This window comes from Streptomyces sp. NPDC056144 (assembly GCF_042264145.1).
GTDB lineage: Bacteria > Actinomycetota > Actinomycetes > Streptomycetales > Streptomycetaceae > Streptomyces.
Genome location: NZ_JBHJVF010000006.1, coordinates 98,213 through 120,267, shown reverse-complemented (window position 1 = coordinate 120,267; position 22,055 = coordinate 98,213). Strand labels below are relative to the sequence as shown.

The following is a 22,055-nucleotide window of genomic DNA, read 5'->3' as shown; positions in this document are numbered from 1 at the left end:
CCGTCGGCGATCTGTCGCCCGGATTACGCCCCGGACGACCGCTCGCCCGGCCCCGCCACCGACGACCGCCCCACCACCGTCCCCGCCCGGTCGATGCAGACCACGTCCACCGCGACCGGTGCGCCCCGGAGCACGTCGAGGGCCTCGTCGCGGGCGCGGGCCGCGACCAGGTCGCCGAGGGGGACCCCGGCGGCCTCGCAGAGGCGGAGGGCGGCGAGGCCGGTGTTCGCGGCGGCGATCTCGGCCGCCAGGGACTCGGACGCGCCGCCCGTACGGGCCAGGTCGGCGAGGAAACCCTTGTCGACCTGCGAACGGGCCGAATGGAGGTCGAGATGGCCCGCCGCCAGCTTGGACAGCTTGGCGAAACCGCCGCAGATCGTGAGCCGGTCGACGGGATGGCGGCGGATGTACTTGAGGACGGCGCCCGCGAAGTCGCCCATGTCGAGGAGGGCGATCTCCGGCAGGTCGTACAGCTCCCCGACCGTGCGCTCGGACGTGGAACCCGTACACCCGGCGACGTGCGTGAGACCGCCCGCGCGGGCCACGTCGACGCCCCGGCGGATCGAGTCGATCCAGGCCGAGCAGGAGTACGGGACGACGACACCGGTCGTCCCGAGGATGGACAGGCCGCCGAGGATGCCGATGCGCGGGTTCCACGTGGAACGGGCGATCTCGGCGCCGTTGTCGACGGAGACGGTGATCTCGACGTCGCCGCTCCCTCCGTGCCGGGCGGCGACCTCGGCCACGTGCTCGCGCATGAGCCGGCGCGGCACGGGGTTGATCGCCGGTTCGCCGACGTCCAGGGGGAGGCCGGGAAGGGTGATCGTGCCGACGCCCTCGCCCGCGCGGAAGACGACGCCGGAACCGGGCGGGAGGAGCCGTACGGTCGAACGGATGACGGCGCCGTGCGTGACGTCGGGATCGTCACCGGCGTCCTTCACGACGGCCGCCATGGCAAAGTCAGGGGACAGCTCCTCGGCCGTGAGGGCGAAGGCGGGCGTCTGCCCCTTCGGCAGCGTGATCGTCACCGGGTCGGGGAACTCGCCGGTGAGCAGCGCGGTGTACGCGGCGGTGGTCGCCGCCGTCGCACAGGCGCCGGTCGTCCAGCCGGGGCGCAGACCGGTGTGCTTGAGTTGGGCCTCGCGCCCGCCGCTACTCGGCTTTCCGTCGCCCGACTTCATGAAGAGGCTCCTGTGCTGCACGTACTCATTCTCGGCGGGACCACGGAGGCCCGCGCGCTCGCCGGGCTGCTCCACGGCGCGCCCGGAGTCCGCGTGACCAGCTCCCTCGCGGGACGGGTGGCGAGCCCCCGGCTGCCGGCCGGGGAGGTACGGATCGGGGGGTTCGGCGGGGCGGAGGGCCTCGCGGAGTGGCTGCGGGAACACGCGGTGGACGCGGTCATCGACGCCACCCATCCTTTCGCCGAGCGGATCAGCTTCAACGCGGCCGGGGCGGCCGCCACCGCCCATGTTCCCCTGCTGGCCCTGCGCCGCCCCGGCTGGGTCCCGGTCGAGGGCGACGACTGGCGCGACGTGGCGTCCCTGGAGGAGGCGGCCCGGACGCTCGACGGCCTCGGCGACCGCGTCTTCCTCACGACGGGCCGCCTCGGCCTCGCGACCTTCGCGGACTGCCCGCAGTGGTTCCTCGTCCGCTCGGTCGACGCCCCGGACACCCCGATGCCGGCCCGCACGGAACTCCTCCTGGCCCGGGGCCCCTTCACCCTGGACGACGAACGCGAACTGATACGCCGCCACCGCGTCGACGTCCTGGTGACGAAGGACAGCGGCGGCGCGGCCACCGCCCCCAAGCTGACGGCGGCCCGAGAGGCCGGCATCCCGGTCGTCGTCGTCCGCCGCCCCCCGGTCCCGGAGGGCGTACCCGTGGCGACGACCCCGGAGGGGGCCGCCGCCTGGGTGGCTACGGCTGCTCGACCGGGGGCGTCCCGAGTTCGGTGACCTCGACCCACTTCACGGCCGGGTCCGTGATGTCGAGCGAGTTGCGCCAGTCGTCGATGGCGATGACGCCGTAGAGCACGTGCTCGCCGTCCGCCTCGCTCTCGTGGAGGAACGAGTTCGCGTCCTCCGTGAGCCACGCGACCTCCTGGGCGAGCCAGCCCGCGGTGCCCTCGCCGTCGTCGTACCACTCGGCCTTGTAGACCTTGTAGTACTTGAGGTCCGGCTCCTTGTTGGGCGCCCATTCCACGAGGACGCCGTCCTGGCGGGGGGTCGCCTTCACGCCGGTGACCGGCGCCGGGGCGACGAGGTCGCCCTTCGTCGTGAGCGACACCGTCGCGGCCGGGGAGACGTTCCCCGACCGGTCCACGGCCCTGACCGTGAACTTGTACGTGGTGCCGTGGTCGATCCCCACCGTGTACTCCGTGTACTCGGTCTCGGTGATCGTCTTGTCGAGGACGCCGTCGATGTAGACGCGGTACGCCGCCAGGTCGGGGGCGGGGGAGGGGTTCCAGGTGACCTCGGCCTCCGTGTACATGCCCTCCACGGCCTTCAGGCCCGTCAGCGCGGGCGGGGCCGTGCGGTCCGGGGTCGTCGCGTACAGGTCGGCCGTGCCGGCGGACTCGTTGCCCGCCTTGTCGACGGCGCGGACCTCGTACGCGTACCCCTGGCCCGTGGGCGGGGGGCTGTTGGTGAACGTGGTGGTGGTCAGCGGGGTCGTCGTGCCGCCCACGCGGGACCAGGACGCGGAGCCGACGAGGCGGCGGTAGACGCGGTAACCCGCGAGGTCCATCTCCTTGTTGGGCGCCCACTTCAGGGTGGCCTTGTTCAGTGCCTTGTCGTACGCGGGCGTGAACCCGGCCGGCGCGAGCGGCTTCACCTTGTCGACCGTCGCCGAAGTCCGGGGCGCGTAGCCGGCCTTGACGTTTGCCGCGCCCGTCCACGTCACGTAGTAGACGGCGAGCGTGTGGCGGCCGGGCGGGATGGTGACGTTGACCGTCTTCTTCTGGGTGGTGGAGACGTTCTTCCAGAGGTCGATCTTGCGGACTCCGTCGAGGAGGACGCGTATGCCGTCCTGGGCCTCGGCGGTGAACGTGAAGGGGCCGCCCGAGCCGAAGTCGCGGCTGAGCGTCCAGCGGACGCCGAAGTTGTCCTTGGGGAGCGTCACGCCCGCCGGGTCGCCGTAGCCGTAGTTCTCGGAGATGGCCGAGTCACACGTCGTCAGCTTCGGCGTGCCGGTGAGCGTGGTGTTGGCGTAGTAGTCCGCCTTCCACAGCGGCGACGCGCAGGTGACGGCGGCGGAGGCGGGGGCGGCGGCCAGGAGGCCGCCGGAGGCGACGAGGGCGGCGGTGGTGACCGTGGTGGCCAGCGCGCCCAGTCGGGTACGAATGATCACGAGAGAGGGGCCCTTTCCGGACCTGCGGGGGTTGGGGACGAAACGTGGGGCGGCGCGGTTCGGGTGGGGCCGTTCATCCGCAGCGGACGCACTCTACCTGCGGCTTCTCTCCGCGCGACAGGGAGTTCCACCCGGCGTTCAATGGAGGGGTGGGTACCGTCCGGTGGGTGGCATCGGCGGGGCTCGTGGCGGCGCTTCTAGGTGTCGCGACCGGGCCCTCGCCCTCCCCTGAGCCGCCGCCCGCCCAGCCGCCTCCCGTCCTCGACCGGGCCGATGTCGACCGGGCCGTCGGGCGGCTCGACGGGACCGTCGCCGAGCTGATGCGGCGTACCGGTGTCCCCGGGGTCTCCGTCGCCGTCGTGTACGAGGACCAGGTCGTCCACCTCAAGGGGTACGGCGTCCGGGAGGTCGGGAAGGACGCGCGGATCGACGCCGACACGGTTTTCCAGCTTGCTTCCGTCTCCAAGCCGATCGCTTCGACCGTCGTCTCCGGGGCCGTCGGGGTGGAGGGGTGGCAGAAGCCGGTCGCGCCCGAGCTGCCGGAGTTCCGGCTGAAGGATCCCTGGGTCAGTTCGCACGTGACCGTCGCGGATCTGTTCTCGCATCGCAGCGGGCTGCCGGATCACGCCGGTGACCTGCTCGAAGACCTCGGGTACGACCAGGACTACATCCTGTCCCACCTGCGGTACGAGCCCCTCGCCCCCTTCCGCGCCAGCTACGCCTACACCAACTTCGGGCTCACCGCCGCCGCCGAGGCCGTCGCCGCCGAGAAGGGCGTGCCCTGGGAGAAGCTCGCCGAGGACACCCTGTACCGGCCCGCCGGGATGGACGACACCAGTTCCCGCTTCCAGGACTTCGCCGACAACCCCGACCGCGCCCTCGGGCACGTGAAGGAGCCGGACGGGACCTGGAAGGCCCGGTACGTGCGGGACCCTGACGCGCAGTCGCCCGCCGGGGGTGTCAGCTCCTCCGCCCGGGACATGGCGGTCTGGCTCCGGCTCCAGCTCGGCAACGGCGAGCTCGACGGGCGCCGGATCGTCGACGAGGACGCGCTCACCCTCACCCACCACCCCGAGGCCGTCGCCTCCCCGCCGCACGCCCCCGCCGGGCGCACCGGCTTCTACGGGCTCGGCTGGAACGTCTCGTACGACGACGCCGGCAGGCTCCGCCTCTCGCACACGGGCGCCTTCGCGCTCGGCGCGCACACCAACGTGACGATGCTGCCCGGCGAGGAGCTCGGGATCGTCGTCCTCACCAACGGCGCCCCCGCCGGTGTCGCCGACACCGTCGCCCTGGACTTCTTCGACGTCGCCGAGAAGGGGCAGCCCAGCCGGGACTGGCTGCCGCTCGTCGACGGGCTGTACCAGGCGCAGGCCGACGCCGACCGGTCCGAGACCGACTACGCGAAGTCCCCGGCCGATCCCGCCCCCGCCAAGGAGCCCGCCGCGTACGTGGGGACGTACAACAATGACTACTACGGGCCGCTCACCGTGGCCGAGGAGCGAGGCGGGCTCGTGCTGCGGATCGGGCCCGAGCCGCAGACGTACGCGCTCACGCACTACGACGGGAACACGTTCAGCTTCCCCACGCGCGGGGAGAACGCCGTCGGACTGACCGGCGTCACGTTCTCCCCGGATGGCAAGACGGTCAAGGTCGAGTACCTCGACCAGGAAGGTCTGGGGACCTTCACCCGTACCGGCCAGGTCACCCGTACCGGCGCGGCGTCCAGGTGATCGTGCGGCCGTCGCCGCGTTCGACCGCCCGCGTCTGCGAGGAGCCGATGAGGAGCAGCGTCCGCATGTCGACCTCGGACGGGTCCAGGCTCTTCAGGGTCAGGACGCGCACCGACTGCTCGGGGCCGCCGACGTCGCGGGCGACGACCACCGGGGTCTCCGGGTCGCGGAGTTCGAGCAGGAGGTCGCGGGCGGCGGCCACCTGGTGCGTACGGGACTTGGAGCCCGGGTTGTACAGGGCGATGACGAGGTCGGCGGAGGCCGCCGCGCGCAGCCGGCCCTCGATGACGTCCCAGGGCTTGAGTCGGTCCGAGAGGGAGATCGTGGCGTAGTCGTGGCCGAGCGGGGCGCCGGCCGCCGCCGCTGCCGCGTTCGCCGCCGTCACGCCGGGGAGGACCCGTACGGGCACGTCCGCGTACTCCGGCTCGCAGGCGACCTCCAGGACGGCCGTCGCCATGGCGAAGACGCCCGGGTCGCCGCCGGAGACGACCGCGACCTTCTTGCCGCGCCGGGCCAGGTCGAGCGCGAACTCGGCCCGCTCCGACTCGACCTTGTTGTCGGAGCCGTGCCGGACCTGGCCGGGGCGCAGGACGGGGACGCGGTCGAGGTAGGTGGTGTAGCCGACGAGGACGTCGGCGTTGACGAGCGCGCCGCGCGACTCGGGGGTCAGCCAGGGCGCCCCGGCGGGGCCGGTGCCGACGACGGTGACCTCGCCCCGCTCCCGTACCGGCGCCTCCTGGTCGATACGGGAGGGCAGCACGGCGACGGAGAAGTACGGGACGGTCGACGGGTCGACGTCCGCGAGCTGCTCGGTGCGCTCGCCGGCCATGAACGCCCGCTCCACGTACCGCGCGTCGTCGAGGCGGCCCGCGCGCTCCAGGGCGCGGCGGACGGTGGGGAAGGTGCGGCCGAGCTTCATCACGACCGCCGAGTCGGTGCCCGCGAGACGGGCCGTCAGCTCGTCCTCCGGCAGGGTGCCGGGGATGATCGTGAGGACCTCCTCCGCCTCGCACAGCGGCTCGCCGAGCCGCGCGGCGGCGGCGCTCACCGAGGTCACGCCGGGGATGACGGTCGTGTCGTAGCGGTCCGCGAGCCGCTTGTGCATGTGCTGGTACGAGCCGTAGAACAGCGGGTCGCCCTCGGCGAGGACGGCGACCGTGCGGCCCGCGTCGAGGTGGGCGGCGAGCCGGGCCGCGGCCTCCTCGTAGAAGTCGTCGAGGGCGCCCCGGTAGCCGCCGGGGTGGTCGGTGGTCTCGACGGTGAGCGGGTACATGAGCCGCTCCTCGACGTGGTCCTCGCGGAGGTGCTCGGCCGCGATGGAGCGGGCGATCGAGCGGCCGTGGCGGGCCGAGTGGTAGGCGACGACGTCGGCCTCGGCGATGGCCTTCACGGCCGCCACCGTCATGAGGTTGGGGTCGCCGGGGCCGAGCCCGACCCCGTACAGCTTGCCCTTCGGGGTGCTCATCGCGGTGCTCATGCCTGTATCTCCGCTTCGTGCGCGAGCGCGTTGAGGGCGGCGGCCGTCATGGCGCTGCCGCCGCGCCGGCCCCGTACGACGAGGTATTCGAGGCCGAGGTCGTTCTCGGCGAGGGCGTCCTTGGACTCGGCGGCGCCGATGAACCCGACGGGTATGCCGAGGACGGCGGCCGGCTTGCCCGCGCCCTTCGCGATCATCTCCAGGAGGTGGAAGAGCGCGGTGGGCGCGTTGCCGATGGCGACGACGGAGCCTTCGAGGCGGTCGCGCCAGAGTTCGAGCGCGGCGGCCGAGCGGGTGGTGCCGAGCTCGGCGGCGAGGGCCGGGACGGCCGGGTCGGAGAGCGCGCAGAGCACCTCGTTGTCGGCGGGCAGCCGCTTGCGGGTGACGCCACTGGCGACCATCTGGGCGTCGCAGAGGATCGGCGCACCGGCCTGGAGGGCGGCACGGGCGTCCGCCACGACCCGCGGCGAGTAGGCGATATCGCTGACGAGGTCGGTCATGCCGCAGGCGTGGATCATCCGGACCGCCACCTGGGCGACGTCGGCGGGCAGGCCGTCGAGGTCCGCCTCGGCGCGGATCGTGGCAAAGGACCGGCGGTAGATCTCCGTCCCGTCCTTCTCGTAGTCGAACATCCTGGTGTTCTCGCTCATCTCGTCAGCGGATGGTGGTCGTGCGGGCCGTGGTGACCGCTTCGTGCAGGGCTGTACGGGGGGTGGCGGCGCCGTCCACCAGGTAGGCGCCGTCGGCGGTGGCGACGACGTCGACCCAGGCGCCGTGCGGGTGGCCGCAGCGGCGCTCGCAGCCGGAGTAGTGGACGGGGAGGGCCCTTCCGGGGAGGCCGCGTGCGGGGAGGCCGCCGGCCGGCCCCGGGGTCGCGTCGGCGCGGACGTCCGCGAGGGACTTGGCGCAGCCGGGGCGGCCGGTGCACGCGGTGACGTCCACCCAGGGGGAGCCGGGGTCGGTGATCAGGCCGTGGGCGGCCAGGTCCTCGTTTCCCGTGGCGCCCACGACCACCGCGCCGCGCCACGGCGTCAGCCGGATCTCCTCGGCGGGCAGCAGCGCCCGCAGCTGGGCGGCGGTGAGGCGGCCGAGGGGCGCGAGGACGTAGCGGGAGGCGGGGCCGAGCGGGCCGGGGGAGGGCGGGGCGCCGTGGAGCAGGATCGATGCGGCCGCCGGTACGGGCTCCGCCGCGATCCCGGCCCCCGCGAGGGCGCCGGCCAGGTCGGGGGCGTACCCCTCGGGGAGTTCGCCGACCCGCCAGGCGCCGGTCCCGGCCGCGCGGGCCGCGTCGAGGAAGGCCCCGGCGGCGGCGAGCGCGGCGCGGGGGGCGTCGGCCCCGGCGACGCGGAACGCCCGCCCGCCGACGTACAGACGGGCCGCGCCGCCGTCCACTGCGACCAAGGTCACATCCCCGCCGAGCCCCGCCACGTCCCCGCGGCCGTCGTCGAGGACGAAGAGGAAACGGCCGGAAAGCGCCGCCGCCCAGGGCGCGGCGCAGAGGAGGGCGTCGAGCTCGCGGGCCCACAACTGGACCTCGGGGCCGCCGAGTCCGTCGAGACCGGCGGCGGGGGAGACGACGATGTTGCGGACGCGCTCGTGCGTGGAGGAGGGCAGCAGGCCGGCCTCCGCGAGCAGCGCCGCGAGCTCCGTCCCGCAGTCGTCCGCGAGGCCCCGGAGCTCCGCGTTGCCCCGGGAGGTGATGCTCACCGAGCCGTCGCCCAGGGTCTCCGCCGCGTGCGCCAGGGCCTCGGCCTGACGTGCGGTCAGTCGGCCTGCGGGGAGCCGGAGTCGGGCCAGTCTCCCGTCGTCGGCGGCGTGCAGGCGCAGCGCTCCGGGGCAGGCGTCGCCACGGTCCCTTGTGCGGGGTTCGTCCCGTTCGGGCGTCGGGGGTGGGGTGGGCGGCATGGCGGCGAGCATACCCACGGGGATCGGGCCCCTCACCGGTCGCGATCCGGCCGATCCGTGCCCGCTGCCCGCGGGTGGCCCGGGTGCGATCCGTGTACGGGTCCCCGTGTGCGGCCCGCGTCCGGTCCGGGTGCGGCCCGCGTCCGGTCCGGGTGCGGTCCGCGTGCGGTCCGCGTGCGGTCCGCGTGCGGTCACGAGTGTGATCCGGTCGATCCCCCGGCTCTCTTCGGCCCGCCCCCGCCACGATCTAGGATGCAGATCGGCATGGGGTCCCAGGACCCCGGGGAGGAAGCCCGGTGAGAATCCGGCGCGGTCCCGCCACTGTGAGCCCGTTCCGGACCGCCCGGCACGGGTGAGTCAGGAACTCCCGCCGTCCACACGACCACCCGGGGCGCGGACAACCCCGAGGAAGGGCCTGCGTCGCCATGCTCCTGCTGCTGTCGCACTCCGACACCGACCTGCTCAGCGCCCGCGCGGCGAACACGGCCGCGACGGAGGCCGAAGGGGACGGTCTCGCGTACCGCTTCGCCAACCCCTCCCGAGTCCCGCTCGCCGACCTCCCCGGCCTCCTCGACGGCGTCGAGCTCGTCGTCGTCCGCCTCCTCGGCGGCCTGCGCTCCTGGCAGGAGGGGCTGGACGCGATCCACGCCGCCGGAAAGCCGGTCGTCGTGCTCAGCGGCGAACAGGCCCCCGACGCCCAGCTGATGGAGGCCTCGACGGTTCCCGTCGGCGTCGCGACCGAGGCGCACGCCTACCTCGCGCACGGCGGCCCCGCGAACCTGACGCAGCTGGCCCGCTTCCTCTCCGACACCGTGCTCCTCACCGGTCACGGCTTCGAGGCCCCGGCCGCCGCCCCCACCTGGGGCCCCCTGGAGCGCACCCCCCGTGCCACCGACGGCCCGACGGTCGCCGTGCTCTACTACCGCGCCCACCACATGAGCGGGAACACCGCCTTCGTCGGCGCCCTCTGCGACGCGATCGAGGACGCCGGGGCCCAGGCCCTCCCGCTGTACGTGGCCTCGCTGCGCGCCCCCGAGGAGGAGCTCGTCGAGACGCTCCGCGGGGCGGACGCGATCGTCACGACCGTCCTCGCCGCCGGTGGCACCAAGCCCGCCGAGGCGCAGGCCGGCGGCGACGAGGAGGCCTGGGACGCGGGCGCGCTCGCCGCGCTCGACGTGCCGATCCTCCAGGCCCTGTGCCTGACCGGCTCGCGTTCGGCGTGGGAGGAGAACGACGAGGGCCTCTCGCCGCTCGACGCCGCCAGCCAGGTCGCCGTGCCCGAGTTCGACGGCCGCCTCATCACCGTCCCGTTCTCCTTCAAGGAGATCGACGCCGACGGCCTGCCCGCGTACGTCGCCGACGCCGAGCGCGCGGCCCGCGTCGCCGGGATCGCCGTCCGGCACGCCCGGCTCCGCCACATCCCGAACGCCGAGAAGAAGCTCGCGCTCGTCCTCTCCGCGTACCCCACCAAGCACTCCCGCATCGGCAACGCCGTCGGTCTCGACACCCCCGCCTCCGCCGTCGCCCTGCTGCGCCGACTCATCGCCGAGGGGTACGACTTCGGGCCCGAGGCCGACCTCCCGGGGCTGGTCTCCGGCGACGGCGACGAGCTGATCTACGCCCTCATCGAGGCGGGTGGCCACGACCAGGACTGGCTGACCGAGGAGCAGCTCGCGAGGAACCCGGTCCGCATCCCGGCCGCCGACTACAAGCGCTGGTACGCGACGCTTCCGGCCGAGCTGCGCGAGCAGGTCGAGGAGCACTGGGGTCCGGCGCCGGGCGAGATGTTCCTCGACCGGTCCCGCAACCCGGAGGGCGACATCGTCCTCGCGGCGCTGCGGCGCGGGAACCTGCTGATCCTCATCCAGCCGCCGCGCGGCTTCGGCGAGAACCCGATCGCGATCTACCACGACCCCGATCTCCCGCCGTCCCACCACTACCTGGCCGCCTACCGCTGGATCGCCGCCCGCGAGGACGACGGCGGCTTCGGCGCCGACGCCATGGTCCACCTCGGCAAGCACGGCAACCTGGAGTGGCTGCCGGGCAAGAACGCCGGTCTGTCCGCCGCCTGCGGCCCGGACGCGGCGCTCGGCGACATCCCGCTGATCTACCCGTTCCTCGTCAACGACCCGGGCGAGGGCACGCAGGCCAAGCGGCGCGTGCACGCCACCCTGGTCGACCACCTCGTGCCGCCGATGGCCCGCGCCGACTCGTACGGCGACATCGCGCGCCTGGAGCAGCTGCTCGACGAGTACGCGCAGATCTCCTCCATGGACCCGTCGAAGCTGCCCGCGATCCGCGCGCAGATCTGGACGCTGATCCAGGCGGCGAAGCTCGACCACGACCTGGGCATGGAGGACCGCCCGGAGGACGACGGCTTCGACGACTTCCTGCTGCACGTCGACGGCTGGCTGTGCGAGGTCAAGGACGCGCAGATCCGCGACGGTCTGCACGTCCTCGGCGGGGCGCCGGAGGGCGAGGCCCGGGTCAACCTGGTCCTCTCCATCCTCCGCGCCCGCCAGATCTGGGGCGGCACGCAGGCGCTGCCCGGCCTGCGCGAGGCGCTCGGCCTCGACGAGTCCGCGCCCACCCGCACCGACGCCGACGCCGTCGAGGCGCAGGCCCGCGCGCTCGTCGAGGCGATGGAGGCGGCCGGCTGGACGGAGGAGGCGGTCGCGACCGTCGCCGAGGCGTACGGCTCCGAGGTCCGCGACGTCCTGTACTTCGCGGTCCGCCAGGTCGTCCCGCGGCTCGCCGCGACGACGGACGAGCTGACGCACGCGGTGCACGCCCTGAACGGCGGCTTCGTCCCGGCCGGCCCCTCGGGCTCGCCGCTGCGCGGCCTCGTCAACGTCCTGCCGACCGGCCGGAACTTCTACTCGGTCGACCCGAAGGCCGTCCCGTCCCGCCTCGCGTGGGAGACGGGCCAGGCGCTCGCGGACTCGCTCCTCACCCGCTACCGCACCGACAACGGCGAGTGGCCGACCTCCGTCGGTCTCTCCCTGTGGGGGACGAGCGCGATGCGCACGGCCGGCGACGACGTCGCCGAGGCGCTCGCCCTGCTCGGTGTCCGCCCGCTGTGGGACGACGCCTCGCGCCGTGTGAACGGCCTGGAGCCGATCCCGCTCGCCGAGCTCGGCCGCCCGCGCGTCGACGTGACGCTCCGCATCTCGGGCTTCTTCCGCGACGCGTTCCCGCACGTCATCGGCCTCCTCGACGACGCCGTCCGGCTCGTCGCGGGGCTTGAGGACGAGTCCGCCGAGGACAACTACGTCCGGGCGCACGCGCAGGCCGACCTCGCCGAGCACGGCGACGAGCGCCGCGCCACGACCCGCATCTTCGGCTCGCGGCCCGGCACGTACGGCGCGGGCATCCTCCAGCTCATCGACTCCCGCGACTGGCGCACCGACGCGGACCTGGCCGAGGTGTACACGGTCTGGGGCGGGTACGCGTACGGCCGCGGGCTCGAAGGCCGCCCGGCGCGCGCCGAGATGGAGACCGCGTACAAGCGGATCGCGGTGGCCGCGAAGAACACGGACACGCGTGAGCACGACATCGCGGACTCGGACGACTACTTCCAGTACCACGGCGGCATGGTCGCGACCGTCCGCGCGCTGAAGGGCACCGCCCCCGAGGCGTACATCGGCGACTCGACCCGCCCCGAGACCGTCCGCACCCGCACGCTTGTCGAGGAGACCTCCCGGGTCTTCCGCGCCCGCGTGGTCAACCCGCGCTGGATCGAGGCGATGCGCCGCCACGGCTACAAGGGCGCGTTCGAGCTCGCGGCGACCGTCGACTACCTCTTCGGCTACGACGCCACGACCGGTGTCGTCGCCGACTGGATGTACGACAAGCTCACCCAGGAGTACGTGCTCGACGCCGAGAACCAGGCCTTCCTGAAGGAGGCCAACCCCTGGGCCCTGCACGGCATCGCGGAGCGCCTCCTCGAAGCCGAGTCCCGCGGCATGTGGGAGAAGCCGGACCCGGAGACCCTGGCCGCCCTGCGCCAGGTGTTCCTGGAGACGGAGGGCGACCTCGAAGGCCCGGAGGACGAGGACTAGCCCGCCTCCTGGGCCGTCATCTGAGCGGAGACCGGGGCCAGCTCCAGGCGGCGGCCCCGGAACCCTTCCCTCAGCCGCCGGTCGTGGCTGACCACGACCAGCGTGCCCCGGTACTCGGCGAGCGCCGCCTCGATCTCCTCCACCAGGCCGGGGGAGAGGTGGTTGGTCGGCTCGTCGAGGAGGAGCAGGTCGGCGGGTGAGGTCACGAGCAGGGCCAGTTCCAGTTTCCGGCGCTGGCCCGTCGAGAGGAGACGGACCGGGGTCGCGAGATCCCGGGCGGCGAAGAGCCCGAGGGCGAGCAGCTCGTCCTCCCGGCCCTCGCCGAACGCCTCGCTCACCGTACGGGGGTCGGTGGGCGGGGCCGTCTCCTGTCGGAGCGTCCCGACGCGGGTGGTGAACGCCCCTCCCGTCCGCACCGTGCCCGCGTCCGGCGTGAGCTCTCCGGCGAGCACCTTCAGGAGCGTCGTCTTCCCGGCGCCGTTGGGCCCGGTGACGAGAAGCCGCTCGCCCGGCTCCAGACGGAGGGCGTCGAGCCGCAGCCTGCCGTCCACGCGCAGGCCCGTCACGTCGACGGCCGCGCCCTCGCCCACGAGCTCCGCGCGGAACCGCAGCGGGTCCGGCGGCGCGGGTACGGGCCGTGCCGACAGCCGGGCGAGCTTCTCCCGGGCCGCCCTGATCCTGCTCATGGCGCCGTGCGCCCGGGACCGGGCCCGGAAGGCGCCCGCGCCGCTGAACGCGGCGGGTGCCTTGCGCGGGATCGCCGAGAACCGGTCGATGTGCGTGTCCGCGAGGGCCCGGTACCGGGCGGTCTCCTCCTTCCACTCCTCGTACTCCCGCTGCCTGCGCGCCCGTTCGGCCGCGCGTCCGGCGAGGTAGCCGCCGTACCCGTCGCCGTACCGGCGGACGGTGTGCCGGTCCTCGTCGACCTCGACGACCGCGGTGGTGACCCGGTCCAGGAAGACCCGGTCGTGGGAGACGGCGACGACCGTTCCCCGGTGGGTGCGGAGCCGCTCCTCCAGCCATTCCACGGCCTCGTCGTCGAGGTCGTTCGTCGGCTCGTCGAGGAGCAGCAGCTCGGGTTCGGCGGCGAGGACGGCGGCGAGCGCGAGCCGGGACCGCTGCCCGCCGGAGAGCGTCCCGAGGAGCCGGCCCCGGTCGAGCGGCCCGGGCTCCCCGAGCCGCCGGAGCGTGGCCTCGACCCGCCGGTCGGCCCCGGCGCCGCCGCGCGCCTCGTAGGCGGCGAGCAGCGCGGCGTACCCGTCGAGGTCGCCGCCGAGGTCTCCGCTCGCGGCGAGTCCCGCCTCGGCGGCCCTGATGGCCCGCTCCAGCTCCCGTACGTCGGCGAGGGCCTGGTCGACGGCGTCCCCGACGGTGGCGGTCCCGGGCAGGTCCAGGGTCTGGGCGAGGTGCCCGAGGCCGCCGGGGGACTCCACGGTCACGGTGCCGTTGTCGGCGGTCTCCGCCCCGGCGAGGAGCCGCAGCAGGGTCGACTTGCCCGAACCGTTGTCCCCGACGATCCCGAGCCGTTCGCCGGAGCGCACGGAGAGGGAGACGCGGTCGAGCACGGTGCGGCGTTCGGGGGTGTGCGGCTGGTCGTAGCGCTTGGTGACGTCGGTGAGTTGGGCACGGAACAAGGGCGGTCTCCTGACCTGGGCGACAAGGACGACGCAGCCATCGGCTCCAGGGGGAACCGAAGCCGTAGCTGCACGAGACGTCTCGTCTCGTTTCCTCGAAGGTACGCCAAGCCGGGCCCGTCCGCAAGACGTTCCGTCTCGTCAGGCCGAGGCGACCCGCAGCACCAGGGCGACTATGGGGAGCACGGTGAGGATCACGAGCGGCGCCACCGCGTAGTCCTTGCCTCTCAGGTGGGTGATCACGGCCCCGAGGAAGTAGAGCGCGACACCGACCGCCGCGGCCACGCCGATGAACGGGATCACCAGGCCCACGAGCAGGCCGATCGCACCGGCGGTCTTCGCCGTCGCGAGCCAGGGCAGCCAGCTCTCCGGCACCTCCAGCCTCGTCATGGTGGCCATGATCTGCGGGTTCCTGGTGAAGGTCAGGAAGGCGGAGGCGAAGAGCGCGAGTGCGAGGACGGCGGCCAGGACGGCATAACCGATGAACATGCGGGATCTCCAATGATTCGTTGGCGCGAATGATTGAAGAGTATCAACGATTGATCTGGCTCCACAATAGGGTCGCTGTTACGGTGGATCGCATGGCAGCTCTCCCGACCGACCGTCTCGGTTTCCTCCTCTCCTTCCGCGGAGAGCTCACCGGCGCCCGCATCCGGGCCGCCCTGGGCGTGGCGGGTCTGCACCCCCGGAGCGCGATGACGCTGATGCGGCTCGCCGAAGGCGCCACGAGCCAGCGCGAGCTGGCCGCCGCGATGGAGATCGACCCGAGCCAACTGGTCGCGATCCTCAACGACTTGGAGTCGGAGGGGCTCGCCGAGCGCCGCCGCGACCCCGCCGACCGGCGCCGCCACATCGTCGAGATCACGGAGGCGGGTTCCGAGACGCTCCAGCGCGTCGACGAGGCCGTGGGCGCGGCCGAGCGCGAACTCTTCGGCGACCTCACCCAGGCCGAACAGGTCCTGCTGCGCGGCCTGTTGGACCGCGTGATCGTCGACCCCGCCGCCCACGAGTGCGACTAGGGGACAACGCGAGGACCCCGTGAGCCGTGCTCACGGGGTCCTCGCGCGTTGACCGGGCGGGCGCTACTCGCCCTTCGCGGCCTTCACCGCCGCTGCCGCGTCCACGTTGCCCAGGCCCAGCTTCGGGATCTGCTGGGGGTTCTTCGCCGTGCTCTGGATCGTCTTCATGATCTCCGCCGGGCTCTGGCCCTGGTGGTGCAGGAGGGCCGCCACGGCGGAGACGTACGGCGTCGCCATCGACGTGCCGGAGAGCTTTCCGTACCCCGTCAGGTTCTTCAGCGTCTCCTTCGTCGTGTACGTCGGGAGCGTGGAGAGGATGTCCACGCCCGGCGCCGCCACGGCGTTCTGCGCGCCGAAGTTGGTGAAGGAGGCCGGGAGTCCGCTCTGGTCGGCCGCGTTGACGACCAGGACCGGCGTGTCGATCTTGTACGGCTGGAGGGCCGTCGAGTCGTTGCCCGCCGCGGCCACGACCACCGCGCCCTTGCTGTTCGCGTGCGTGATGGCCTGGTTGAGGACGCCGCCCTTGAGCAGGCGGGCCATCAGGCCGGACTCGCCGAGCGAGAGGTTGATGACGTCGGCGCCGTTGTCGGCGGCCCAGACGATGCCCTTGGTGATGTTCGCGTCGGTGCCGCTGCCGTCGGCGCCGAGCACGCGTACCGGCATGATCTTCGCGGCGGGCGCGCCGCCCGAGACGCCGATGCCGTTGTCCGTGTGCGCGGCGGCGATGCCGGAGACGTGGGTGCCGTGGCCGTTGAGGTCCTTGGGCTGCTTGTCGTTGTCGACGAAGTCGTAGCCGTCGACGAGCCGCCCCTTGAGGTCCGGGTGGTCGAGGTCGACGCCCGTGTCGACGACGGCGATGACCGTGTCCTCCCCCTTCGACGTCGACCACGCGTCCGGCAACTTCAGCGCGTCGATGCCCCACTGCTGCGAGCGCAGCGGATCGGGCTCGGGGTCGTCCCCGCAGCCGGTGACCAGTCCGGCGGTGAGGGCGGCGAAGGCGGTGAAGGCGGCAAGTGTGGCGGGCCGGCGGCGCATGAAGATCTCCCCATTCGTCTGCGTTCTTCCCTTTGATACAGCCGGTGACCGGAGTCCGCATCTCGACAACAAAGCGACTTGTTCTAGTAGAGTGCGAACAAGGAGGTCATCATGAACCGTGCCACCCGTTCCGCCACTCGTTCCGTCACTCCTCTCCTGCGCGGCCTCGCCGCGCTCCCCTTCGCCCTCGCCCTCGCCGTCCACCTGAGCCTCTTCGTCGCCTGGCGCGACGCGTTGCCCGCCGAACTCGCCACCCACTTCTCCCTCGGCGACGGCGGCCGGCCCGACGGCTGGTCGACCCCCACGGCGTACGTCCTCACCAGTACGGGCCTGCTCCTCCTCGCCGCGGTCGTCTGGATCGCCGTCGTCCGCCGCAACTCCCTGTGGGCCGCCTGGGCCACCGCCGGTTTCACCGGCGGGCTGCTCGTCCAGCTCCTCCGCACCAACCACACGGTCCCGCTGACCTCCGCGCCCCTCGTCGACCTCGCCGTCGCCGCGACGGCCGCGGCCGCCGCCGGGTTCGCGGGCTGGGCGCTCACCTCCCTCGTACCCCAGGAGGAGCGGCCCGCGCCCGCGCCCGGAGCGGACGGCGACCTCCGTCTCCCGCTCGCCGACGGCGAGATCGCCGGCTGGTCCCGCGACGTCGCCTCCCGGACCCTGACCGCCCTCTCCGTCGTCGCCCTGGTCGCGACCCCGGTCGTCCTTCTCCTCCTCCCCTGGCCCGAGGCCCTGTTCGGCCTCCTCGGCCTGGTCATCGGCCTCCCGGGGCTCGCCCTCGCCCGCGTCCGGGTCACCGTCGACCGGCACGGCCTCACCGTCCGCTCCGTCCTCTTCCCCCGCCCACGCGCGCGCGTGGCGCTCGACGACGTCGCGTCCGCGGGCGTCCGCGCGATCGACCCCCTCACCGAGTTCGGCGGCTGGGGCTACCGGGTCAGGGCTCACCGCACGGGCGTGATCGTGCGCTCGGGCGAAGCCCTCGTCGTACGCCGTTCGGGTGGTCGGGAGTTCGCCGTCACCGTCCCCGACGCCCGCACGGCGGCGGCCCTCCTGAACACTCTCGCCGCGCGGGATGGGAAGGTCTGACCGTGCTCTTCCGTGTCGACCCGGCCTCCTCCGTCCCCCTCGGCGACCAGATCGCCGCCTGTGTGCGCGGCGCGCTCGCCGACGGCTCCGCCGAACCCGGCGAACGCCTCCCCGCCGCCCGTGAACTCGCCGACTCCCTCGGCGTCAACGTCCACACCGTCCTCCGCGGCTACCAACGCCTGCGCGAGGAGGGCCTCATCGAACTCCGCCGGGGCCGCGGCGCCGTCATCGTCCCCGGCGCCACCGCCCCCGACCGCGCCCGCCTCGTCGCCCGCCTCCGCGAGGCGGCGGCGGACGCCCGCGAACTGGGCCTCACCGAAGCGGAGTTCGTGGAGCTGGCCCGTACGAGCATGACGTAGGACGTCCGGACGCTACGAGCCCGGCAGTCTCGAACCCATCCCCACGTTCCACCGCCCCGCCCGCCCCGTCAGCTCCACCGACGTCAACGGCCGTACGTCCACCCGCCAGAACACCGCCTCCGGTACGCCGAAGGCGTGGGCGACGGCCGCCCGGACGACCTCGGGCTCGGCGAAGGCCCACACCGTCCCGGGCGCGAGGCCCTCCATCCAGCCCCCTACCCGCCCCCAGAAGTCGCGCAGCGACTCCCCACCGTGCGGGACCGCGTCCGGGTCGCCGAGCCAGGCGGCCACCGACTCCGGTTCCTCCCCGGCGAGTTCGTCGAGCCGCCGCCCCCGCCACCGCCCCATCGCGCACCCGGCGAGCGCCGGCTCGTCCGCCGCACCCCCCTGCCCGAGCGCCTCCGCCGTCCCGCGACAGCGGGCGGAAGGCGAGGTCAGGACCCGTACGGACCTGCCGAGACGCAGCGGGTCGGCGGTGCGTACGGGCTCCACCGGCGACGACCCGTCGTCGAACCGCGCCTCCCGCAGCGCCGCGCTCATCGCGGGCGCCACGAGAGTCAGCCGAACCGTCCCCGTCCCCGCCGTCCCCGTCCCCGCCGTCCCCGTCCCTGCCGTCCCCACCACAGGTGATCCATCCCTCACTGCTCGATCCGCCGCCTGCACGCCCTTGGCGCCGCACGGCGTACGCGGTACGGTCACGGCGACAATTCCACAACCGACGACGGCGAGACGGAAGTCCGGTGCAAATCCGGCACGGTCGCGCCACTGTGAGCCGCCCCGGCACCCCCGGACGCGGTGAGTCAGACCCGACGACCGTCGTCGCGCACCACCGCAATGGGACGCGAGTTCCCGAGGAGGTTCCGCCATGGCCGAGGCCGTCGCCCCCGCCGTCACCCCCACCACCCCCGTAGCGCTGCCGGTTTCCCTGCCGGTCCGCACCGTGCTGCCCTGGGCCCTGTTCGCCGGGCTCCTGGCGCTGGTGGCGCTCTACTTCGTCGGCGCCGAGCAGGGCGCCCTCTCCGTCTTCGCCGGCAGCGACGTGCACGAGTGGGTGCACGACGGCCGTCACCTGCTCGGTTTCCCCTGCCACTGACCGACCGGGGACTCCACCGACATGCGCACCGACACGCACACCGACACGCACACCGACTCCTCCACCGTGAGGAGACTCCTGGTCCGCGGCATGCTCGCGGGCCTGATCGCCGGACTGTTCGCCTTCGCCGTCGCGTACGTCGTCGGCGAACCGTCCGTCAACGCCTCGATCGCCGTCGAGGAGGCCGCGGCCCAGGCCGAACACACCGGCCATCACCAGGCGGCGGAGGCGGCCCACGAGGAGGAAGAGGAACTCGTCAGCCGGGACCTCCAGTCCACCGCGGGCCTCGCCACCGGCGTCCTCGTCTACGGCGTCGCGCTCGGCGGCATCGCCTCCCTCGAGTTCGCCTTCGTCCTGGGACGCGTGGGCCGGTTCACCCCGAGGGCGACGGCCGCGCTCGTCTCGGCCGCCGCCTTCACCACGGTCTACCTGGTGCCGTTCCTGAAGTACCCGGCGACCCCTCCGGCCGTCGGCAACCCGGACACCATCGGGAAGCGCACCACGCTCTTCTTCCTGATGATCCTGCTGAGCGTGCTGCTCGGCGTCGCCGCCGTCATCGCCGGCCGCCGCCTCGCCCCGCGCCTCGGCAACTGGAACGCGACCGTCGTCGCGGGCGTGGGCTTCGTCGCCGCGATCGCGGTCGCCTGCGCGTTCCTGCCGGGCAACGGGGACGCGGTCCAGGCCGGGTTCCCCGCCGCCGTGCTGTGGGAGTTCCGGCTCGCCACCCTCGGCATCCAGGCGGTCCTGTGGGCGGTCTTCGGGATCGCCTTCGGGTACGCGGCCGAGCGCCTGCTCGCCCCGCGCCCGGCGGAGACCGCCGCCGGCGCGAAGCCGGTACCGGCGGCCTGAACCGGCGGGTGCTCCCTGGATCCCGTATCTACGGGAGCACCCGCACCGGCGCCCCCTCCAGGAACGCCTCGATGTCCTCCACCGCCTCCCCGAAGTACCGCCCGTAGTTCCCCTCGGTGACGTACCCGAGGTGGGGGAGGGCGAGGACGTTCGGCAGGCTCCGCAGCGGGTCGTCCGCCGGCAGCGGCTCCGTCGCGAAGACGTCGAGCCCGGCCCCCGCGATCCACCCCTCCCGCAGCGCCCGGAGCAGCGCCTCCTCGTCGACGAGCCCGGCCCGCGAGGTGTTCACGAGGTACGAGGACGGGCGCATCGCGCGCAGCTCCTCCTCCCCGACGAGGCCCCGCGAGCGCTCCGACAGCACCATGTGCAGCGAGACGAAGTCGCTCTCCGCGAACAGCGCCCGCTTGTCCTTCGCGAGCCGTACGCCGTGTTCGGCGGCCCGCTCCTCCGTGAGGTTCGGGCTCCAGGCGACCACGTCCATGCCGAAGGCGAGCCCGACCCGGGCCACCCGGCCGCCGATCTTGCCGAGGCCCACGAGCCCGAGGGTCCGCCCGCCCAGGTCGGCGCCGACCGTCGACTGCCACGGCCCGCCCTCGCGCAGCGCCCGCGCCTCGGTCGTGACGTGCCGGGCGAGGCCGAGGAGCAGGGCCCAGGTGAGCTCGGTGGGCGGCTGCGGGCTGCTCGCCGTGCCGCAGACGACGATCCCGCGCGCGCGGGCGGCGGCGACGTCCACGGAGGCGTTGCGCATGCCGGAGGTGACGATCAGACGCAGGCGGGGGAGCCGGTCGAGCAGGGCCGCGTCCACCGGGGTCCGCTCCCGCATGACGACGAGGATCTCGCAGTCCTCGACGGCGGCCACGAGCGCGTCCCGGCCGCTTCCTTCGCCCTCGCCTCCGTCGTCGAGGTGCTCCCGCAGGACACGTACGTCCACGCGGCCGGCGAGCGGGCTCCAGTCGGCGGAGGAGAGGGCGACGCCCTGGTAGTCGTCGAGTACGGCGCAGTGCAGTGTCATGTCCGCATGATCACCCACACGGACCACCGGAAGGCCACCGGAAGGCCGTCCTCCGGGCGACAAACCCGACCACCCGCCGGAGAATTGCCCTGATTTGTCTCTCTGGGTGAGGAGTGGGTGCCGATGGCCGCCAAGGACGTGAGCCCCGAAGGTGACGCCGAGCTGACCGCTCTACGGGCCCGCATCGCGGCCCTCGAAGCGAGGGAGGCGGCCGCCAAGCCGCCCCACCACCGCGTCCGTTCCTTCTTCGCCGCCCTGCTCATCGTCATCGGCTGCGTCCTGACCCCGCTCGGCCTCGTCGCCGCCTGGTCCTCGGACATCGTCGGCGACACCGACCGGTACGTGCAGACCGTCACCCCGCTGGCCTCCGACCCCGACATCCAGGCGGCCGTGGCGACCCGCGTGACGAACGCGGTCATGGAGCACATCGACCTGAACGCGCTCCTGGAGGACGTGGCCCCCGACCAGCGGCCCCTGGCCGGCAAGGCCCTCGACAAGCTCGGGGACTCGCTGGAGGGCGCGGTCAAGAGCTTCGTCCACGACCGGACGCAGGACGTCGTCGCGTCCGACGCCTTCGAGACGATCTGGGTCGACGCCAACCGGGCGATCCACACCTCCCTCGACCGCGCGCTGACGGGCAGCGACGACGGGGCCGTACAGATCAACCAGGACACCGTCACCATCGACCTCGCCCCGGTCATCGACCGCGTGAAGCAGCGGCTCGTCGACTCCGGCATGACGATCGCCGCGAAGATCCCCGAGGTCCACACCGAGTTCACCGTCCTGGAGGCCGACGACATCGGCAAGGCCAAGACGGGGTTCTCGCTGCTCCAGGGCCTCGGCACCTGGCTGCCGGTGATCGCGGTGCTCCTGGTGGCCGGTGGCGTCCTGCTCTCCGCGCACCGGCGCCGGAGCCTCATCGCCGGCACCCTCGGCATCGCCGTCGCCGCCCTCGTCCTCGGCGTCGCGCTCACCGTCTTCCGCACGGTCTACCTCAACGCCCTGCCGGCCGGCGTCTCCCCGGCCGCCGCCGGGGCCGTCTACGACACCCTGATCCGCTACCTCCGCACCTCGGTACGGGTCTTCGTGACGCTCGGCGTCCTCATCGCCCTGGCCGCCTGGCTCTCCGGCCCGAGCCGCCCGGCGACCGTCGTCCGCGGCCTGTGGGACGCGGGCATCACCGCGACCCGGGGCGCCGCCGACCACGCGGGCCTGCGCACCGGACCGGTGGGCCCCTTCGTCCGCCGCTACCGCACCTGGATCACCTGGATCCTCGTCGCGGGCGCGGCGGCCGCCGTGGTCTTCTGGCCGCACCCGACCGGCTGGGTCGTGGTCGGGATCGCGCTCCTGCTGCTCTTCCTGCTCGGGGTGACCGCGTTCCTCGCGGAGAAGACGGAAACGAAGCAGGGGCCCCCGGCGGAGACCCCTGCTCTGTAGCGACGGAAGA

At 73.5% G+C, this 22,055-nt stretch carries 19 protein-coding genes and 2 riboswitches; of the genes, 9 read left to right on the top strand and 10 right to left on the bottom strand.

What is annotated here, in order from left to right; all coding sequences use genetic code 11:
* Positions 1-23 precede the first annotated feature (23 nt).
* On the bottom strand, positions 24-1,181 hold the full coding sequence (locus ACFC0Z_RS19885; RefSeq protein WP_376440292.1) for a cobalt-precorrin-5B (C(1))-methyltransferase: 1,158 nt from the start codon (positions 1,179-1,181) through the stop codon (positions 24-26).
* A 15-nt stretch (positions 1,182-1,196) separates the two neighbouring features.
* Here ACFC0Z_RS19885 and ACFC0Z_RS19880 point away from each other — a divergent pair, with 15 nt between their 5' ends.
* On the top strand, positions 1,197-1,955 hold the full coding sequence (locus tag ACFC0Z_RS19880; protein ID WP_376440289.1) for a cobalt-precorrin-6A reductase: 759 nt from the start codon (positions 1,197-1,199) through the stop codon (positions 1,953-1,955).
* Here ACFC0Z_RS19880 and ACFC0Z_RS19875 read toward each other — a convergent pair.
* Complete coding sequence (locus ACFC0Z_RS19875) at positions 1,918-3,348, bottom strand: fibronectin type III domain-containing protein (protein WP_376439459.1); 1,431 nt, start codon at positions 3,346-3,348, stop codon at positions 1,918-1,920. The two genes, ACFC0Z_RS19880 and ACFC0Z_RS19875, sit on opposite strands and share 38 nt — an antisense overlap.
* Positions 3,349-3,533: 185 nt before the next feature.
* Here ACFC0Z_RS19875 and ACFC0Z_RS19870 point away from each other — a divergent pair, with 185 nt between their 5' ends.
* Complete coding sequence (locus tag ACFC0Z_RS19870) at positions 3,534-5,081, top strand: serine hydrolase (protein WP_376439457.1); 1,548 nt, start codon at positions 3,534-3,536, stop codon at positions 5,079-5,081.
* On the opposite strand, the gene ACFC0Z_RS19865 is transcribed toward ACFC0Z_RS19870, so the two are convergent.
* From ACFC0Z_RS19865 to ACFC0Z_RS19855, 3 genes are read right to left on the bottom strand one after another with little or no spacing between them, the layout of a single operon-like run.
* A complete protein-coding gene (locus ACFC0Z_RS19865) occupies positions 5,053-6,558 on the bottom strand; it encodes a precorrin-2 C(20)-methyltransferase (protein ID WP_376439454.1) in 1,506 nt (501 codons plus the stop codon). The genes ACFC0Z_RS19870 and ACFC0Z_RS19865 overlap by 29 nt on opposite strands.
* Complete coding sequence (locus ACFC0Z_RS19860; protein ID WP_376439451.1) at positions 6,555-7,208, bottom strand: precorrin-8X methylmutase; 654 nt, start codon at positions 7,206-7,208, stop codon at positions 6,555-6,557. The genes ACFC0Z_RS19865 and ACFC0Z_RS19860 overlap by 4 nt, the downstream gene beginning before the upstream one ends.
* 4 nt (positions 7,209-7,212) lie before the next feature.
* Entirely contained in the window at positions 7,213-8,475 is a 1,263-nt protein-coding gene (locus tag ACFC0Z_RS19855; RefSeq protein ID WP_376440287.1) for a cobalamin biosynthesis protein CobG, read from the bottom strand.
* A gap of 237 nt (positions 8,476-8,712) precedes the next feature.
* Positions 8,713-8,849: riboswitch (cobalamin riboswitch) on the top strand.
* A gap of 39 nt (positions 8,850-8,888) precedes the next feature.
* On the opposite strand from ACFC0Z_RS19855, the gene cobN reads away from it, so the two are divergent.
* On the top strand, positions 8,889-12,524 hold the full coding sequence (cobN, locus tag ACFC0Z_RS19850; RefSeq protein ID WP_376439448.1) for a cobaltochelatase subunit CobN: 3,636 nt from the start codon (positions 8,889-8,891) through the stop codon (positions 12,522-12,524).
* Here cobN and abc-f read toward each other — a convergent pair.
* Together abc-f and ACFC0Z_RS19840 are read right to left on the bottom strand one after the other, a co-directional pair.
* Entirely contained in the window at positions 12,521-14,158 is a 1,638-nt protein-coding gene (gene abc-f, locus ACFC0Z_RS19845) for a ribosomal protection-like ABC-F family protein (RefSeq protein ID WP_376439445.1), read from the bottom strand. The two genes, cobN and abc-f, sit on opposite strands and share 4 nt — an antisense overlap.
* Before the next feature lie 141 nt (positions 14,159-14,299).
* Positions 14,300-14,647, bottom strand: coding sequence for a DoxX family protein (locus ACFC0Z_RS19840; protein WP_376439442.1), 348 nt, complete (start codon positions 14,645-14,647; stop codon positions 14,300-14,302).
* Positions 14,648-14,739: 92 nt separating this feature from the next.
* On the opposite strand from ACFC0Z_RS19840, the gene ACFC0Z_RS19835 reads away from it, so the two are divergent.
* On the top strand, positions 14,740-15,177 hold the full coding sequence (locus tag ACFC0Z_RS19835; RefSeq protein ID WP_376439440.1) for a MarR family winged helix-turn-helix transcriptional regulator: 438 nt from the start codon (positions 14,740-14,742) through the stop codon (positions 15,175-15,177).
* Between the two features lie 63 nt (positions 15,178-15,240).
* On the opposite strand, the gene ACFC0Z_RS19830 is transcribed toward ACFC0Z_RS19835, so the two are convergent.
* Positions 15,241-16,212: a S8 family peptidase gene (locus ACFC0Z_RS19830; RefSeq protein WP_376439437.1), complete on the bottom strand. Its 972-nt coding sequence runs from the start codon at positions 16,210-16,212 to the stop codon at positions 15,241-15,243.
* Positions 16,213-16,323: 111 nt separating this feature from the next.
* Between ACFC0Z_RS19830 and ACFC0Z_RS19825 the strand changes: the two genes are divergently transcribed.
* Together ACFC0Z_RS19825 and ACFC0Z_RS19820 are read left to right on the top strand one after the other, a co-directional pair.
* On the top strand, positions 16,324-17,295 hold the full coding sequence (locus ACFC0Z_RS19825; protein WP_376439434.1) for a hypothetical protein: 972 nt from the start codon (positions 16,324-16,326) through the stop codon (positions 17,293-17,295).
* A gap of 2 nt (positions 17,296-17,297) precedes the next feature.
* The gene (locus tag ACFC0Z_RS19820; RefSeq protein WP_360798607.1) at positions 17,298-17,654 is read left to right on the top strand and encodes a GntR family transcriptional regulator; all 357 of its coding nucleotides are present in this window, start codon (positions 17,298-17,300) and stop codon (positions 17,652-17,654) included.
* A gap of 12 nt (positions 17,655-17,666) precedes the next feature.
* Here the strand turns inward: ACFC0Z_RS19820 and ACFC0Z_RS19815 are convergent, their stop codons facing one another.
* Positions 17,667-18,206 (bottom strand): histidine phosphatase family protein, encoded by a 540-nt coding sequence (locus ACFC0Z_RS19815; protein WP_376439431.1) that lies wholly within the window; start codon positions 18,204-18,206, stop codon positions 17,667-17,669.
* A 179-nt stretch (positions 18,207-18,385) separates the two neighbouring features.
* A riboswitch (cobalamin riboswitch) is annotated at positions 18,386-18,460 on the top strand.
* 59 nt (positions 18,461-18,519) lie between these two features.
* Here ACFC0Z_RS19815 and ACFC0Z_RS19810 point away from each other — a divergent pair.
* Positions 18,520-18,747, top strand: a complete 228-nt coding sequence (locus tag ACFC0Z_RS19810; RefSeq protein ID WP_376439428.1) for a CbtB-domain containing protein — start codon at positions 18,520-18,522, stop codon at positions 18,745-18,747.
* Positions 18,748-18,768: 21 nt separating this feature from the next.
* Positions 18,769-19,596 (top strand): CbtA family protein, encoded by an 828-nt coding sequence (locus tag ACFC0Z_RS19805; RefSeq protein ID WP_376439425.1) that lies wholly within the window; start codon positions 18,769-18,771, stop codon positions 19,594-19,596.
* Positions 19,597-19,624: 28 nt separating this feature from the next.
* Here the strand turns inward: ACFC0Z_RS19805 and ACFC0Z_RS19800 are convergent, their stop codons facing one another.
* On the bottom strand, positions 19,625-20,608 hold the full coding sequence (locus tag ACFC0Z_RS19800) for a D-2-hydroxyacid dehydrogenase family protein (RefSeq protein ID WP_376439423.1): 984 nt from the start codon (positions 20,606-20,608) through the stop codon (positions 19,625-19,627).
* A gap of 123 nt (positions 20,609-20,731) precedes the next feature.
* On the opposite strand from ACFC0Z_RS19800, the gene ACFC0Z_RS19795 reads away from it, so the two are divergent.
* Complete coding sequence (locus ACFC0Z_RS19795) at positions 20,732-22,045, top strand: hypothetical protein (RefSeq protein WP_376439421.1); 1,314 nt, start codon at positions 20,732-20,734, stop codon at positions 22,043-22,045.
* Positions 22,046-22,055 lie beyond the last annotated feature (10 nt).

Excerpts from the sequence above, each read along its gene's own strand:
- ACFC0Z_RS19885 (WP_376440292.1), bottom strand. The coding sequence starts at position 1,181 with ATGAAGTCGGGCGACGGAAAGCCGAGTAGCGGCGGGCGCGAGGCCCAA.
- ACFC0Z_RS19865 (WP_376439454.1), bottom strand. The coding sequence starts at position 6,558 with ATGAGCACCGCGATGAGCACCCCGAAGGGCAAGCTGTACGGGGTCGGG.
- ACFC0Z_RS19860 (WP_376439451.1), bottom strand. The coding sequence starts at position 7,208 with ATGAGCGAGAACACCAGGATGTTCGACTACGAGAAGGACGGGACGGAG.
- ACFC0Z_RS19855 (WP_376440287.1), bottom strand. The coding sequence starts at position 8,475 with ATGCTCGCCGCCATGCCGCCCACCCCACCCCCGACGCCCGAACGGGAC.
- cobN (WP_376439448.1), top strand. The coding sequence starts at position 8,889 with ATGCTCCTGCTGCTGTCGCACTCCGACACCGACCTGCTCAGCGCCCGC.
- ACFC0Z_RS19840 (WP_376439442.1), bottom strand. The coding sequence starts at position 14,647 with ATGTTCATCGGTTATGCCGTCCTGGCCGCCGTCCTCGCACTCGCGCTC.
- ACFC0Z_RS19835 (WP_376439440.1), top strand. The coding sequence starts at position 14,740 with ATGGCAGCTCTCCCGACCGACCGTCTCGGTTTCCTCCTCTCCTTCCGC.
- ACFC0Z_RS19830 (WP_376439437.1), bottom strand. The coding sequence starts at position 16,212 with ATGCGCCGCCGGCCCGCCACACTTGCCGCCTTCACCGCCTTCGCCGCC.
- ACFC0Z_RS19825 (WP_376439434.1), top strand. The coding sequence starts at position 16,324 with ATGAACCGTGCCACCCGTTCCGCCACTCGTTCCGTCACTCCTCTCCTG.
- ACFC0Z_RS19810 (WP_376439428.1), top strand. The coding sequence starts at position 18,520 with ATGGCCGAGGCCGTCGCCCCCGCCGTCACCCCCACCACCCCCGTAGCG.
- ACFC0Z_RS19805 (WP_376439425.1), top strand. The coding sequence starts at position 18,769 with ATGCGCACCGACACGCACACCGACACGCACACCGACTCCTCCACCGTG.
- ACFC0Z_RS19800 (WP_376439423.1), bottom strand. The coding sequence starts at position 20,608 with ATGACACTGCACTGCGCCGTACTCGACGACTACCAGGGCGTCGCCCTC.
- ACFC0Z_RS19795 (WP_376439421.1), top strand. The coding sequence starts at position 20,732 with ATGGCCGCCAAGGACGTGAGCCCCGAAGGTGACGCCGAGCTGACCGCT.